This window comes from Paenibacillus allorhizoplanae (assembly GCF_927798215.1).
GTDB lineage: Bacteria > Bacillota > Bacilli > Paenibacillales > NBRC-103111 > Paenibacillus_E > Paenibacillus_E allorhizoplanae.
Genome location: NZ_CAKMMW010000032.1, coordinates 21,637 through 36,532 on the forward strand (window position 1 = coordinate 21,637; position 14,896 = coordinate 36,532).

Annotated in this window: 15 protein-coding genes; 14 read left to right on the forward strand and 1 reads right to left on the reverse strand. The window is 47.5% G+C overall.

What is annotated here, in order from left to right:
• Nucleotides 1–119 precede the first annotated feature (119 nt).
• Nucleotides 120–1,517, forward strand: a complete 1,398-nt coding sequence (glmU, locus tag L6I86_RS31860) for a bifunctional UDP-N-acetylglucosamine diphosphorylase/glucosamine-1-phosphate N-acetyltransferase GlmU (protein ID WP_276574923.1) — start codon at nt 120–122, stop codon at nt 1,515–1,517.
• Nucleotides 1,518–1,724: 207 nt separating this feature from the next.
• Here the strand turns inward: glmU and L6I86_RS31865 are convergent, their stop codons facing one another.
• A complete protein-coding gene (locus tag L6I86_RS31865) occupies nt 1,725–1,925 on the reverse strand; it encodes a hypothetical protein (protein WP_236292779.1) in 201 nt (66 codons plus the stop codon).
• A gap of 218 nt (nt 1,926–2,143) precedes the next feature.
• On the opposite strand from L6I86_RS31865, the gene pth reads away from it, so the two are divergent.
• From pth to L6I86_RS31930, 13 genes are all read left to right on the forward strand, one after another.
• Nucleotides 2,144–2,704, forward strand: a complete 561-nt coding sequence (pth, locus tag L6I86_RS31870; protein WP_056617983.1) for an aminoacyl-tRNA hydrolase — start codon at nt 2,144–2,146, stop codon at nt 2,702–2,704.
• 135 nt (nt 2,705–2,839) lie between these two features.
• Nucleotides 2,840–3,067 carry an anti-sigma-F factor Fin gene (locus L6I86_RS31875; RefSeq protein WP_056617980.1) on the forward strand — a complete coding sequence of 76 codons (228 nt, stop codon included), beginning with the start codon at nt 2,840–2,842 and terminating at the stop codon, nt 3,065–3,067.
• A gap of 75 nt (nt 3,068–3,142) precedes the next feature.
• Nucleotides 3,143–6,664: a transcription-repair coupling factor gene (gene mfd / locus L6I86_RS31880; RefSeq protein WP_236292781.1), complete on the forward strand. Its 3,522-nt coding sequence runs from the start codon at nt 3,143–3,145 to the stop codon at nt 6,662–6,664.
• Complete coding sequence (locus tag L6I86_RS31885) at nt 6,651–7,742, forward strand: peptidylprolyl isomerase (RefSeq protein WP_236292783.1); 1,092 nt, start codon at nt 6,651–6,653, stop codon at nt 7,740–7,742. Before mfd ends, L6I86_RS31885 begins: the two co-directional genes overlap by 14 nt.
• 243 nt (nt 7,743–7,985) lie before the next feature.
• Nucleotides 7,986–8,528, forward strand: coding sequence for a stage V sporulation protein T (spoVT, locus tag L6I86_RS31890; RefSeq protein ID WP_056617966.1), 543 nt, complete (start codon nt 7,986–7,988; stop codon nt 8,526–8,528).
• A gap of 132 nt (nt 8,529–8,660) precedes the next feature.
• Entirely contained in the window at nt 8,661–10,352 is a 1,692-nt protein-coding gene (locus L6I86_RS31895; protein WP_236292785.1) for a putative polysaccharide biosynthesis protein, read from the forward strand.
• Nucleotides 10,353–10,645: 293 nt separating this feature from the next.
• Nucleotides 10,646–12,154 (forward strand): bifunctional methyltransferase/pyrophosphohydrolase YabN, encoded by a 1,509-nt coding sequence (gene yabN, locus L6I86_RS31900; protein ID WP_236292787.1) that lies wholly within the window; start codon nt 10,646–10,648, stop codon nt 12,152–12,154.
• A gap of 137 nt (nt 12,155–12,291) precedes the next feature.
• Entirely contained in the window at nt 12,292–12,564 is a 273-nt protein-coding gene (locus L6I86_RS31905) for an HU family DNA-binding protein (RefSeq protein ID WP_028557378.1), read from the forward strand.
• Nucleotides 12,564–12,827: an RNA-binding S4 domain-containing protein gene (locus tag L6I86_RS31910; RefSeq protein ID WP_056617957.1), complete on the forward strand. Its 264-nt coding sequence runs from the start codon at nt 12,564–12,566 to the stop codon at nt 12,825–12,827. The genes L6I86_RS31905 and L6I86_RS31910 overlap by 1 nt, the downstream gene beginning before the upstream one ends.
• Before the next feature lie 139 nt (nt 12,828–12,966).
• Complete coding sequence (yabP, locus tag L6I86_RS31915) at nt 12,967–13,254, forward strand: sporulation protein YabP (protein ID WP_056617955.1); 288 nt, start codon at nt 12,967–12,969, stop codon at nt 13,252–13,254.
• The gene (gene yabQ, locus L6I86_RS31920) at nt 13,251–13,826 is read left to right on the forward strand and encodes a spore cortex biosynthesis protein YabQ (RefSeq protein ID WP_056617950.1); all 576 of its coding nucleotides are present in this window, start codon (nt 13,251–13,253) and stop codon (nt 13,824–13,826) included. The genes yabP and yabQ overlap by 4 nt, the downstream gene beginning before the upstream one ends.
• 15 nt (nt 13,827–13,841) lie before the next feature.
• On the forward strand, nt 13,842–14,165 hold the full coding sequence (locus L6I86_RS31925) for an FtsB family cell division protein (protein WP_056617947.1): 324 nt from the start codon (nt 13,842–13,844) through the stop codon (nt 14,163–14,165).
• A gap of 108 nt (nt 14,166–14,273) precedes the next feature.
• A complete protein-coding gene (locus tag L6I86_RS31930) occupies nt 14,274–14,873 on the forward strand; it encodes a S1 domain-containing RNA-binding protein (protein WP_056617944.1) in 600 nt (199 codons plus the stop codon).
• Nucleotides 14,874–14,896 lie beyond the last annotated feature (23 nt).

Here is a 14,896-nt window from a genome sequence, read left to right on the forward strand (position 1 = left end):
CTCTCTTTTCTTTTGGCAGGTAATGATGCTATATTGGGGGAAGAACTCATTGTTTTAGAGATAAGCATTAGAGATATAAAGAGAAATCATGAAATCATAATAAAGGAGTTGGATATTCGTTGAAGCTCATGGCAATTGTGCTAGCTGCAGGACAAGGGAAACGAATGAAATCAAAGCTATACAAGGTGCTTCATCCGGTCGTTGGTAAACCGATGGTGGGTCACGTTGTGGATACGCTGCAACATATAGAAGTAACGCAAACCGTGGTGGTGGTTGGATTTGGTGCGGAAGCCGTAAAAGGCTACTTAGGCGATCGTGCTCAGTATGCACTGCAAGAGCAACAGTTAGGAACGGGTCATGCCGTGCTCCAGGCCAAGGATCTGCTTGGTGAGGAAGAGGGAATGACGGTTGTTATTTGCGGGGATACGCCACTTATTACAGCAGCTACGCTGCAAGAGACGATCGAACTGCACCAACAATCTGGCGCGGCAGCGACGATTTTGACTGCAAAGCTAGGTGAGCCGCAAGGTTACGGACGAATTATTCGTGGAGAAGACGGACGCGTCGCGCGGATCGTTGAGCAGAAGGATTGCACAGATGAGGAAGCGGCTGTTCAGGAGATTAACACGGGTACGTACATTTTTGATAATCGCAAAATGTTCAATGCACTGGCGTCAGTTACGAACAAGAATGTACAGAATGAGTACTATTTGACCGATGTTATTGGGATTATGACAAGCGCAGGCGAAGTCGTTCAAGGCTATTGTATGGCAGATCCGGCTGAATCGATTGGTGTGAACGATCGTGTGGCATTGTCCGAAGCGGAGCAACTGTTTAAAGCGCGGATTAATCGCCAGCATATGTTGAATGGGGTTACGATTATTGATCCACTCCATACGTATATCGAGAAGGATGTTACGATTGGCGCGGATACGATTCTGCTGCCAGGTACGATTTTGCGCGGAAACACGCAGATTGGCGAGCTTTGTACGATTGGACCGCAAACTGAAATCATCGATTCCACGATTCAGGACGAAGTAACAATTAAGCAATCCGTTCTTCAAGAGGCTTATGTGGATAGTGAAACATCCGTTGGGCCATTCGCCTATTTAAGACCTGGCGCTAAGCTTGGCAAACAAGTGAAGGTTGGCGATTTCGTTGAGATCAAAAACGCGACGCTGGGTGAAGGAACGAAGGTTTCTCATTTGAGCTACGTAGGTGATGCGGTGGTTGGAACGAATGTGAATATCGGCTGCGGTGCCATAACGGTGAATTATGATGGGTTTAATAAAAACCTAACGGAAATCGGAAATGATGCGTTTATTGGCAGTAATGTCAATTTGATTGCACCTGTGAAAATAGGGGATGGGGCTTATGTGGTTGCTGGCACCACGATCACACATAATGTGAACGAAGGTGATCTGTCTATCGCTCGTGTACGCCAAGAGAATAAAGCGGGCTATGCGGATAAAATTAAGGCGCGGATGAAGGCGAAGAAAGAAAATAAAGGTCGTTAATGGACTGTTTATTGCCATATGCGACGGAGTAATTGAGCAATAGGAATGGAACCTCTTGAGGCGGGGTACGCTAGAAATGAAGTGCTGCCCACTCAGCCTGGTTTACGTGGAAGCGTCCGGGCTGAGCGAAACCGATAGAGGTTCTTTTTCATAGGCTAGTCCATGGAAAAGCAACTGAATTGGGGTTTGCCCCTTCAATGAAAGCGCTTAATATCCAGGGCGCGAAACAAAAGTATGCTTCTTTCTGCTATAAAAGATACGATTAATCTTAACGAAATGACGGTTGTACATTTCAATAAAGCCTATATCCTTGTGCAGATTTTGATAGTATACTTGGACGGGTACGTCCGCATCGATATGATCTTGAAAATGATCATCTTCTGTAAGCTGTTCTCCATGAAGATACATCTTTCTTTTATCACCTACAGCTTTTATGGGATGGATAACATTAGGTAACAGGTATATTGTAAACAATAACCTTTAGAAGCGGGTTCCGCAAAGGTTTTTTAGTTTATCGCTAGTTGAAATAGAAAGTTTTCGTTTTTACTTTCTAGTCAACCTGGACAAACACGCTCGTCCCTCGAAAGACAGCGTATTCGTTTATCTATGGGGGGATTTTGAAAATTATGAAATGTTTTATCGGACTGGGAAATCCGGGAAAGCAGTATGAGCTGAATCGGCACAATGTCGGGTTCATGGCGATTGATCGCTTTGCCGCCAAGTGGGGGATTACCTCTTTTCAGAATAAAGGAAAAGGGCTGCTCGCAGAAGGTAATGTGAACGGGACGAAGGTGTATTTACTGAAACCGATGACGTACATGAACCTTTCAGGTGAATCCATGCGCGCCTTCCTTGATTTCTATAAAGCGAAATTGGAAGACGTCGTGATTGTTTATGATGATATGGACACATCATTCGGTCAAATTCGTCTTCGTTATCAAGGGAGCCCAGGTGGACATAACGGTATTAAGTCCATTATTCAGCATGGAGGCACACAGATCTTCAATCGGATTCGGATTGGTGTGAATCGCCCGGCGCCAGGCTATAACATTGCGGATTATGTACTGTCTAACTTTTCCAAAGATGAGATGAAGTCCATTAACGACGTGTTGGATTTAACCTGTGATGCAATGGAGTTTAGCTTAGGCGAATCCTTCGAGAAGACGATGGCTAAGTTTAACAAATAATCTCAACACATGAATCTACTGTATATATGATGATATGTAAGCTCCCCATTCGAAAATGACAATGGCAGATTCGGCTAATTATTCCGAAGAATGGTCATACTAGGATGTAATCGAATTATCGAAGGAGGCATACATATGATCAAGTATATTTGCAGACATTGTCATACCTTTGTCGGGGAAATTAATCAGCGTGCGATTACCGAGCAGCAGTTAGGCTTCCATTTCTTGACCCCTGATGAGCGTAGAGATATAATATCGTATAATACGAACGGAGATGTTACGGTTAGGGTCGTTTGCGACTACTGTCATGAGGCATTAGAAGCGAACCCAGAATTATCCCTGCTAGCCAGTCCGTTGCAATAATTTATGATGAAGATAAAGAGTTAATAGCCGAGGCAAGTGTGCCGAGGCTTCTTTTTGTGAGGGGAGTGTACTTGTTTGCAAGCTTTAATTCAAGCTTTTTCTGCGGATTCCGACTTTCAAACGATCGTGACAGGCCTCAAGTCCGAAATGAAAGAGCAGCTCATTGCCGGTTTAACTGGCTCCTCCAGGCAAATCATGCTGGCCTCACTTGCGCGTGAGCTGGAGCGTCCGCTTTTCGTTGTTACGCACAATATGTTCGCTGCGCAAAAAATAGCGGAAGACCTCTTGGAGTGTCTATCCCCTGATGAAGTGCTGCTCTATCCATCTCAAGAGCTTCTGACTACCGAAGAAGCGGCTTCAAGCCCAGAGATGCTGGCGCAGCGTATTGACGTTCTCACTAAACTTGCTGGCGGATTCCGCGGCGTAGTTATTGCGCCATTTGCTGGTGTGCGAAGATTGCTGCCACTCAAACAGGTGTTCGAAGAATCCCGAGTAACGATAAATGTCGGTGACACGGTTCAATTAGACGAGCTGCTGGCTTCTTTATCCAGCCTAGGCTACGAACGGGTTGAACGGGTTGAAACCAAAGGTGAAATGAGTGTACGAGGCGGCATTCTCGATTTATTTCCGTTAACGTCGGAGAATGCGATTCGGATTGAGCTCTTTGATATCGAAATCGACTCTATTCGGACTTTCGATGTAAGTGACCAGCGGTCAATTGATAAACTAACAACGGTGACGATCCCTCCATGCCGTGAGATTCAAGCGGATAGAAAGCGTTTACAGTCAGCTGCACAGCATGCGTATGAGCTGCTGCAAGCGCAATTGGCGAAGATGACCGAGCGCTCAGCCAAAGACAAGCTGTTGGAGGTTGTAGGCCGCGATATCGAGCTTATGCGAGAAGGTCAGACGTTCCCAGGCATTTATAAATATATTTCTCTCCTATACACGGAAAGACAGACGCTCATGGACTACATGCCCACAGACTCGATTCTCATTATCGACGAACCTGCTCGCCTCTTGGAAACAGCGAAGCAGCTCGAGCGTGATGAAGCCGAGTGGATGATGCATGCGTTGACTGAGGGGAAGAGCTTGCCGGCTTTTGTGCTGTCTAAATCTTACGAAACCCTGCTGCACCGCAGACCGTTCCCGACGTTGTATGTATCCCTTTTCCTGCGTCAGGTAGCGGGTATTCAGCCGCAGAATATCGTGAACTTCGTATGCCGTGTCATGCAAAACTTCCATGGGCAAATGAATCTCCTCAAGGCGGAGATGGAGCGGTGGAAGAAGAATGGCAGTAAGGTCATTCTTCTAGCGAATGGCGATGACCGTGCAGAACGTGTACGTCGTGTTCTGGGCGACTACCAGATTGAAGTTCCTGAGATTGTAGATGGCAATCTGCAAACAGGCTTTGAAATGCCTTCGATTCACCTTGTCGTGATTACAGAGGGTGAGATTTTCACTCAGAAGCAGCGTAAAGCACGTAAAGTGGAGAAGAAGCTGGAGAACGCAGAACGGATCAAAAGCTATCAAGAGCTGAAGGTCGGCGACTACGTTGTTCACGTCAATCACGGGATCGGGAAATACGTTGGCATCGGAACATTAGAGGTTGGCGGGATTCATAAGGATTATTTGCATATTATGTATGCCGGCGGCGATAAGCTGTCTGTTCCGATCGATCAGATTGATTTGATTCAGAAATATGTTGGTTCCGAAGAGAAGGAGCCGAAGGTATATAAACTTGGCGGCGCTGATTGGGCACGGGTGAAAAGCAAAGCACGCGCATCTGTCAAAGATATTGCAGATGAGCTGATTAAGCTGTATGCCGAGCGTCAAGCTGCGACGGGTTACGGATTTAGCAAGGATAGTTCGTATCAGAATGAGTTCGAAGCGATGTTCCCTTACGATGAAACGCGCGATCAGCTTCGTGCGATTGAAGAAATTAAAACGGATATGGAAAAAGCACGTCCCATGGATCGATTGTTATGCGGAGATGTTGGCTATGGCAAAACCGAAGTTGCTGTTCGCGCAGCCTTTAAGGCAGCCATTGACGGGAAGCAGGTTGCTGTTCTCGTACCTACGACGATTTTGGCGCAGCAGCATTATGAAACCTTCCGTGAACGCTTCTCCGGTTATCCGTTCAATGTGAAAGTGTTAAGTCGTTTCCGTTCTAAGAAAGAACAGACGGAGGTCATGAAAGGGGTCAAGAAAGGCGTCGTTGATGTCGTGATTGGAACCCATCGCCTCTTGTCGCAAGACATTCAGTTCAAAGACCTAGGCCTGCTCATCGTCGATGAGGAGCAGCGTTTCGGCGTGTCCCACAAAGAGAAGCTCAAGCGTCTGAAGACGAACGTAGACGTGCTGACGCTAACGGCGACGCCAATTCCAAGAACCCTGCATATGTCTATGTTGGGCGTTCGTGACTTATCGGTCATTGAAACCCCGCCAGAGAACCGCTTCCCGGTTCAGACCTATGTGGTGGAATACGGGCCGACACTGGTTAGAGAAGCTATCGAGCGTGAGTTGGCGCGTGAAGGGCAAGTTTATTATCTATATAATCGCGTACAAGGCATTACACAAATCGCTGATCAAATCTCGATGATGATTCCGGATGCACGTGTAACCGTAGCGCATGGTCAAATGGGTGAGCAGGAGCTCGAGAAAACGATTCTCGATTTCTTGGACGGGGAGTATGATGTTCTCGTCAGCACAAGCATTATCGAAACCGGCGTAGACATCCCGAATGTGAATACACTTATTGTCCATGATGCGGATAAAATGGGCCTTTCCCAGCTCTATCAGCTGCGCGGACGTGTAGGCAGGTCGAATCGCGTCGCATATGCGTATTTCACGTATCAGCGTGATAAAGTGCTGACAGAAGTAGCCGAGAAACGACTTCAAGCGATTAAAGAGTTTACAGAACTTGGTTCAGGCTTTAAAATTGCGATGAGGGACTTATCCATTCGTGGCGCAGGAAACTTATTGGGTGCTGAACAGCACGGCTTTATTGCATCTGTCGGTTTTGATTTGTACTCCCAAATGTTAGCCGAAGAAATTGCAAAGCTGAAGCTGGAGATAGATGGAGAAGCGATCATTCCAGAACCGGAATGGCATACGTCAATCGACATTCAATTGGATGCGTATCTGCCATCTGATTATATCTATGACAGCATGCAAAAAATCGAAATTTACAAAAAAGTGGCCGCCATTCGTACGCTGGAAGAAGCCGCGGATCTGCATGATGAGCTCGTTGATCGCTTCGGTGATCTGCCGCAGGCCGTGTTCAACCTACTGACAGTGGCTCGTTTGAAAGCATACGGTTCGGATTACCGGATTGAAACGATTAGCCAAAAAGGGGAGGATTACCTAATCAAGGTGCATATCGACCAGAATGGCAGGCTGGATGGCCAGAAGCTGCTCGCTTTGTCCAAAGGCTTTGATGGTCGTATCAAATTGAACGCAGATCCGCAGCTACTTATTGTTATCCGCTTTAAAGGCATGAAGCCGGAAGCCTCCATCGAATTGTTGGAGAAATTCTTGGTACAATATAAGGATGTTCTGAAAACGAAAGGGGAATTACAGGATGTTGCCAAATGAAACTAGCAGACAACGACGTACTTCGAGAAAATGGATATTAGGTTTGGTGACAGTTGTCCTTGCATTCTCTGTCCTCAGCGCGTGTGGAGACAAAAAGGAAGGCGCTGCAACAGCTTCGCCTTCCGCATCAGCGGCTGCTACAGGTAATCCAAGCGATATTATTGCTACGTACAAAGAAGGCGGGAAAATTACACGCGGTGAATTCGATTCTTTCATCAACGTAAATAAAATGTTCTCCCCGCAATTAGCTCAATACTTGGCTGATCCAGCTTTTCAACAAGATATGTTGAAGCAAATGGTTACTTTCCGTGTTCTTTCCGCTAAAGCGGACGACAAAGTGAAAGCGGATGCTGACAAACAAGTAACAGAGCAAATGAAGGCCATTACTGACTATTTCGGTAAACAAGAAGGCGGAATGGACAAGCAGTTGAAAGACAACGGTATCGAATTAAAAGATATCGAGTCCTTGATGAAATTAAGCTTCTACACAATGGGCAGCATGGAAAGCAAGATCACAGACCAAGCGGTTCAAGATTCTTACAAAGAACAAGCAGCTGCGCATGCGTTTGACGTTGCGACCGTTAGCCACATTCTGATCGCGTTGAAGGATTCTGCTACACAAGCAGATCTTCGTACGAAGGAAGATGCGTTGAAGAGAGCGAAAGAAGTAAAAGCGAAGTTGGATGCAGGCGGCGATTTCGCAGCACTTGCGAAAGAATTCTCTGACGATCCAGGTTCCAAGGATACAGGCGGTACGTACAAAGATGCCAACATCAACGAATGGGTAACAGAGTTCAAAGATGCAGCAAGCACCCTTCCATTGAACAAAATCAGTGATCCTGTAGAATCCACTTTCGGTTATCACGTGATGAAAGTTGAATCCAGAAGCACGAAACAACTGGATGATACACTTAAAACACAAATCAAATCTCAGCTTGCAGAGAAATCCTTGTCTGAATTTGCTGAAACAGAATATCCGAAATTGATCGAAACGAATAACCTTCCTAAAGTAGAAGCAGCACCAGCACCGGCGGCAAGTCCAGCAGCTAGTCCTGCGGCTAGCCCAGCTGCAAAGTAAGAACTTACCAGGATGTCCGATAATGGACATCCTGTTTTTATTTCTCATTTTTGGACATGATAAGCGCAGCAGGATGCAGAGCTAAATAAAGTAAATTGCTTAGTCGGGGCGTCTGCATAGAAGAATGGGAAGTGAAGAATACTATGGATAGATTTCAAGTTCCCACCAAATCCCGATCTAGCATACAAGTTTCATGCTCGTGTCGTATCTAATTCGTAAGCGGAAAGTGAGGCATCTAGAGGTATGAAAGCAACTGGAATTGTCCGTCGGATAGATGATTTAGGGAGAGTTGTAATCCCAAAGGAAATACGGCGCACCCTACGCATTCGTGAAGGTGACCCTTTGGAAATTTTCGTGGATCGTGATGGAGAAGTTATTCTGAAGAAGTATTCACCGATTGGTGAGCTTGGTGATTTTGCGAAGGAATATGCGGAGTCGCTGTTTGAAAGCACCAATCATGTTGCCTTGATTTCGGATCGAGATCATATTATTGCTATGGCTGGCGGATCTAAGAAGGATTATTTAGAGAAATCGGTTGGGGCGATTATAGAGTCTTGCATGGAAAATCGTAAGGCTGTCATTGAAAGCAGTTCAGGTCAATTCGAGATTATTAAAGATACCAATGAAACATTCACTTCCTTCGTAGCTGCGCCGATTGTTGCAGGGGGAGATCCCATTGGTTCAGTTATCCTGATCTCGAAAGACGAGAATGTGAAAATGGGCAATATGGAAGTTAAAATGGTCGAGACTGCCGCTGGATTCCTAGCGAAGCAGATGGAGCAATGAACACATAATTCCAAACGAAGGCTTCCTTACGGAGATGATGCATCTGTAAGCGAAGCTTTTTTTTGTCTGTACTGGCAGATTTCGCTATAATACGTACATAGGAATCATGTTTGTGTAGAGGAGTAAATCGGAATGAGGGCTACCATCAAGGAGCAAGATCAGCAGAAAGAAGGGCTCCAGAGGCATGGTGATGGTAAACAGAACAAGCTGTTAAAGGGTGCTGCGCTGCTCGGGGGTGCGGCTGTGCTCTCTAAGCTACTAGGGACGCTTCAGAAGATTCCTTTGCAAAACGTAGCTGGAGATGTAGCTTTTGGTATTTATAATGCGGTTTATCCGCTCTATATTCTGATCTTATTTGCAGCCACGGCTGGATTTCCAGTTGCAGTGTCTAAATTTGTAGCCGAACGCGTCATGGAAGGAGATCATCCGGGCGCGAAACGGATTGTGGTTGTCTCATCTGCGCTATTAATGAGTGCGGGGCTTGTCTTATTTCTCCTGCTGTATTTTGGTGCGGAGACGATTGCTGGTTGGATTGGCATTACGCAGACCGCGACGGCGATCCGCAGTGTATCTTTTGCCCTGCTCTTATCTCCCGTTCTTGCTGTCCTGCGGGGGTATTTTCAAGGGTATCAAAACATGGTGCCTACCGCGGTATCGCAAGTTATTGAGCAGCTCATTCGTGTAATTACGATGGTCGCGCTATTGTTGTATCTGGTGGCGCTTGCCTATGATGAGGCATGGATCGCGGCGGGGGCTACGTTTGGCTCTGTGACAGGCGCAGGAGCGGGTCTTGTAGTGATGGCTGTGTTTTGGCGGCGAGAGCGACGTGGGGATGCTAGGAAAGCGATAGAAGCCAGCTTTGAAACTAAGCAAGTGATCTCATCTTGGCAATGGGCGAAACGAATTACGATATATGCGATCCCTGTCTGCCTTGGTGCAATTGTGGTGCCGCTGCTCACGCTCGTGGATACCTTCACGATGCCTCGTCTGCTGGAAGCATCATCTGGCAGCGAATTGGAGGCAATGCGTCAGTTTGGCCTTTATAACCGTGGGTTTCCACTTGTCCAGTTGGTCGTGATGGTGGCGTCCTCGATGTCGGCTGTCTTGGTGCCAGCTATTGCGGAAGCTAAGATGAACAGGCGAGTGGATCTCATCCGCTTTCGCGCGGAGATGTCCGTCAGGCTCGCATGGTTGATCGGGCTTGGCGCCTCGTTTGGCCTCGCCTTCTTAGCGATGCCGATCAATCTGATGCTCTATACGAGCACCGAGGCGAGCTGGACGATGGCCGTGTTGGCCTTCACGGCCTTGTTTAGTACGCTGAACGCTGTCAGTGCCAGCGTTCTCCAGGGGGCCGGCACGATCCGCACGCCGGCGAATGCCCTGCTCGTTGCCATCGTGCTGAAAGCACTCGGCAACATCGTGTTGGTGCCCCGCTGGGGCATCGACGGCGCCGCGCTCAGCGCGGTGATCGCCTACGCCGCTGCGGCGGGGCTGAATCTGGTGCAGCTGCGCCGCAGCACCGGGGTGCGCTTCGCGCTGCGGCCGTACGCCGTCAGTCCCCTGCTTGCCGTGGGGCTGATGGGCGGCGGCCTCGCAGCGCTGCAAGGGCTGGCCATGCTCGCTAGCGCGGCATGGCACGTGCCTGAGCGATGGAGCGCTAGCGCCATCGCGATCATTGGCGTAGCCGGCGGTGCGGCCGTCTACGCGCTTGCGCTGCTGCGCAGCGGCAGCATCAGCCGTGAGGAGCTGAGGCTGATGCCGGAGCTGGAGCGGAAGCTGGTGGCGCTCCTCGCGAAGCTGAGGCTGACCAACCGTGATAAGTAGCAGCGTGGGATCTGTTGTTCAAACTAGGGAGAAGCTTGATAATGATGTATTTCATACAACATTATGGAGTCGAATTGGTGAATCTCTCGCTTATATTGTATTCTGTGCAACGATTTAGCCCAGAAACAACGGATTGTGCACAATTCAGGCAAAGTTGTTGTACAAAGTACAACATTCCATCCCAAGAGCACGTGAAACACGATTTCATGTTGTATAATGTACAACTCGATGAAGATAACTGGTGGATTCGCCGTATTACTCAACTACAACCATTAATCAGGAGGTGTCATCCCATGGCAACAAGCAACCCGCAAATTACCGTCCTTGGACTCGGGACAGGAGACGAAGATCAATTAACCTTAGGCGTATGGAAGAAGCTTCAACTAACAGCAAAGTCACAAGCCAAGCTATTCCTGCGGACGAAAGACCATCCGATGGTGCAACTGCTGGATGCCAACGAGATTCCGTACGAAACGTTTGATGCGAATTACATGTCGAATGAGACGTTCGAAAGAGTGTATGAGTCCATTGCGGAAGAATTAATCACTGCAGCGAAAAGCCATACGACTGCAGTGCTTTACGCTGTCCCTGGTCATCCCATGGTCGCGGAGTACACGGTGCAACTACTGAAACAACGCTGCCCATCTGAGGGGATTGAACTCCAAATCACCGGTGGAGAGAGCTTCTTAGACCAGGCCTTCTTACGATTTGGCTTCGATCCGATTGACGGCTTCCAGTTGCTGGATGCGACGAGCATCAGCCGTTATGCATTGAATCCACAGCTGCATACGGTGATTGGGCAGGTGTACGATACGTACACAGCCTCTGATTTGAAAATCAGCCTGATGGATGCCTATCCAGACGAGTATAAGGTCGTTGTGGGTCACTCGTTGGGCGTGGCAGGTCAGGAGCAGATCATCGAAGTACCGCTCCACGAGCTGGATCATGTCAAAGGTTATGGCAATCTGTCGCTGGTTTGGGTGCCGCGCAGTGAGCAGGAGGGGCCGTACAACCGGACATTTGGTAAGCTGCATGAGATCGTTCAGACCCTGCGCAGCCCAGAAGGTTGTCCGTGGGATCGTGAACAGACACATGAGAGTCTGCGCAAGAATCTGATTGAGGAAGCTTACGAAGTACTGGAAACCATTGATGAAGATGATCCGGACCACATGTGCGAGGAGCTTGGCGATTTGCTTTTACAAGTCATGCTGCACGCGCAAATGGAAGAGGAGATCGGCACCTTCTCCGTGTATGATGTGATCGCTACGTTGAATGAGAAGCTCATCCGTCGCCATCCGCATGTGTTTGGGGAGTCGAAGGCAGAGGATGCTGATGAGGCTTTGGTTAACTGGAATGCGATCAAGGTCGAAGAGAAGCGGAAGAAAGGCATCGATGTTACGCAGCAGTCAGTGCTGGATGGCATTCCGCGTGAATTGCCAGGCTTAATGAAGGCAATGAAGCTGCAGAAGAAAGCGGCAGCGGTCGGTTTTGACTGGACAGAGCTAGATGATGTGCTGGCTAAGGTGGAAGAGGAGCTCGCTGAGCTGCGTGAAGCGATTGCACTAGGGGCGGAAGACGGGGCTCAGGAGCGTCGTGACGAGTTGGGGGATGTTCTCTTCTCTATCGTCAATGTTGCTAGATTCCTCAAAGTAGACCCCGAAGAGGCGCTAGCACAAACGAATCGGAAATTTATGCAAAGATTTTCATATATTGAGGAACAGTTACGTTTAAAGGGGTTATCTTTTGAACAAACTGGGTTATCAGAGATGGAAAAATACTGGCAAGAAGCAAAAAAGTTATAAAACTTGATAAACGCTAGAAGGATTTTGCCGAAAAAAGCAGAATACTAGACTTGTTGCAAGGTATAATCATGAAATGTAACCACAGTTGGTACATAGAAGACCTGATCTTCAAACATTTTGGGAGGTAAAGAAAACACATGAACAAAACAGACTTGATCAACAACATCGCTGAAAAAAGCGGACTTACTAAGAAAGACGTAGAAGTTGTCCTTAACGGATTCCTTGGTGAAGTGACAGACGCTCTTTCATCCGGAGATAAAGTACAATTGATCGGTTTCGGTACATTTGAAACTCGTAAGCGTTCTGGCCGTACAGGTCGCAACCCGCAAACGGGTAACCCAATCGAAATCGCAGAATCCAATGTTCCTGCTTTCAAAGCGGGCAACAAGCTTAAAGACGCTGTAAAATAATGCGTATCGATAAATTTCTCAAAGTATCTCGTCTTATCAAACGCCGTACAGTTGCAAAGGATGTGTCCGACCAAGGGCGCGTGTGGATTAACGGTAGGGACGCTAAAGCGAGTACGCATGTGAAAGTTGGAGATGAGTTATCCATTCAGTTCGGTCAAAAGAAAGTGACGATTCGCGTTGAGCTTTTGACAGAGTCGACCCGTAAGGAAGACGCTGCGCAGATGTACACGCTGCTGAAGGAAGAGCCCTTCCAATCCGAATAACGCATACCGATGAAGTAGCCTGGGATTCCTGCAGAAGGGATTTTAGGCTGCTTTTTTTATAGGCATAGGATGCAAGGCTTGGTTCTAAAAATGGACATCCTCCCATATCGTAAGATTAGGTGAAGGAGGGGTACAGGCCATGATTGAACCTGTGAAAAACAGCAACAAAAGGCAAGAAATTAAGATGCTGAATCGCAAGCTCTTGGAAATATCAGGAGTTTTGAACGTAGAAAGTTTTGATAGCGAAGAATTCCTCCTAGAAACGGAAATGGGCTACTTGATGATTAAGGGGCAAAATTTGCACATCAAGAACTTGAGCTTGGAGCAAGGATTAGTCGCCATCGAAGGTATTATTCATGAATTAGCCTATGTGGACGGGAATACCCAGGAGAAATCCAAAGGGTTTCTTGGTAAGCTATTTAAGTGACGCTTCACGTTCAATTTCAGACGATTTTCATGATGTTCCTGAGTGGAATTTGCATAGGGGCTCTGTTCGATATTTTTCATGTGCTCTCGGGCAAGCTGCGGTTGCCACGATGGACCATCCCCATTGTAGATAGTATCTATTGGATTGTGGCGATAATCCTAGTGTTTAAGATGCTCATTTACAGTAATGAAGGACAAGTTCGTATTTTTATTTTTCTTGGAATGGGGATCGGAATTTGCTTCTATTTCGCTCTTCTTAGCTCGCTTGTCATTCGTCTAACGCTCATTCTCATACGAATTATTGTGGCGATTTACCGCTTCTTTACGAGGACTGTCGAAATTCTCATCATTAAACCGATTATTGGCTTATATCGTCTAACGGTGATAATTTTAGGCTTTTTGCTAGCCGTAGCTATATTCCTTTACAGAATTGTGCTACAATTGCTCTATCCTATGTGGAGACTATTCCTCTGGATGACTAAGCCTGTGCATAAGTACTTGGTGATCCCTGACTGGTTGAAGAAACTGAAGGGACGCATCATTGCGCTTTATCGCAGGATATTCTCGAAGTAGGAGGATTTCCTATTCATGCATGCTCAAGCAACCGTTTCAACCAAGCGCATCAGTCGGGAAGGCTCGAAGCGAAGACTGCGTATCCTTTTGATCATTGTCTTATGTTTTCTGAGCTGGGCTGCTGTTAACATCTGGGGGCAGTTCGCCAAGCTGCACGAGAAGAAAAGTGTCGTAGCGAATATGGAACAACAACTCGTCGAAGCACAGAAGATCAATGCTCTCACGACGAAGGAAATCGCACGGCTGCATAACGACGAATATTTGGATCAGATCATTCGCCGAGACTTTCATTACAGTAAAACGGGAGAGACGCCACTAAGTGTCTCGAAGTCGCAATAAGAAACGTTATGAAGAAGTGGCGAATGCCGTGTTGACCGTGGTTTCTGCATCGGTTATAATCGGCGTAGCCAGTGTTTTCAACATTTTAAGGGAGGAACATTTTACTTTATGGCAATTGAAGTTGGCACCAAGTTAGAGGGAAGAGTGACGGGGATTACTCACTTTGGAGCATTCGTCGAGCTTGCTGAAGGAGTTACCGGTCTTGTTCACATTTCGGAGATCGCGGACAATTATGTGAAGGACGTTAATGACCACTTGAAGCTAGAAGACAAGGTAACGGTCAAAGTAATTAACGTGGACAAGGATGGCAAGATCGGACTGTCGATCAAGCAAACGATTGACAAGCCAGTTGAGGAAAGACCAGCTCGTCCTGAACGTACAGGTGGCAGCAGCTATCAAGGTCGTCCTAGTGGAGATCGTCCAAGCGGCGGTTACCAAGGTGGTCGTCCAAGCAGCGGTGGAGACCGTAGTGGTGCTCCAAGCGGTGCTCCAGGTGGTGGTGGCGGTCGTCCAGGTGGCGGCGGTGGCTTCAATCGTGGTGGTGGCGGTGGTGGTCGCGGCGGCTTTAACAAGCAGCAAGGCGGAGCTAGACCGTTTTCGTTCGAAGATAAAGTATCTCGTTTCCTAAAAGATAGTGAAGAGCGGATTTCGTCCTTGAAGAAGAACACCGAGTCCAAACGCGGTGGCCGAGGCGGAAGAAGAGACTAATAGATGCAGATGATGAACCACAT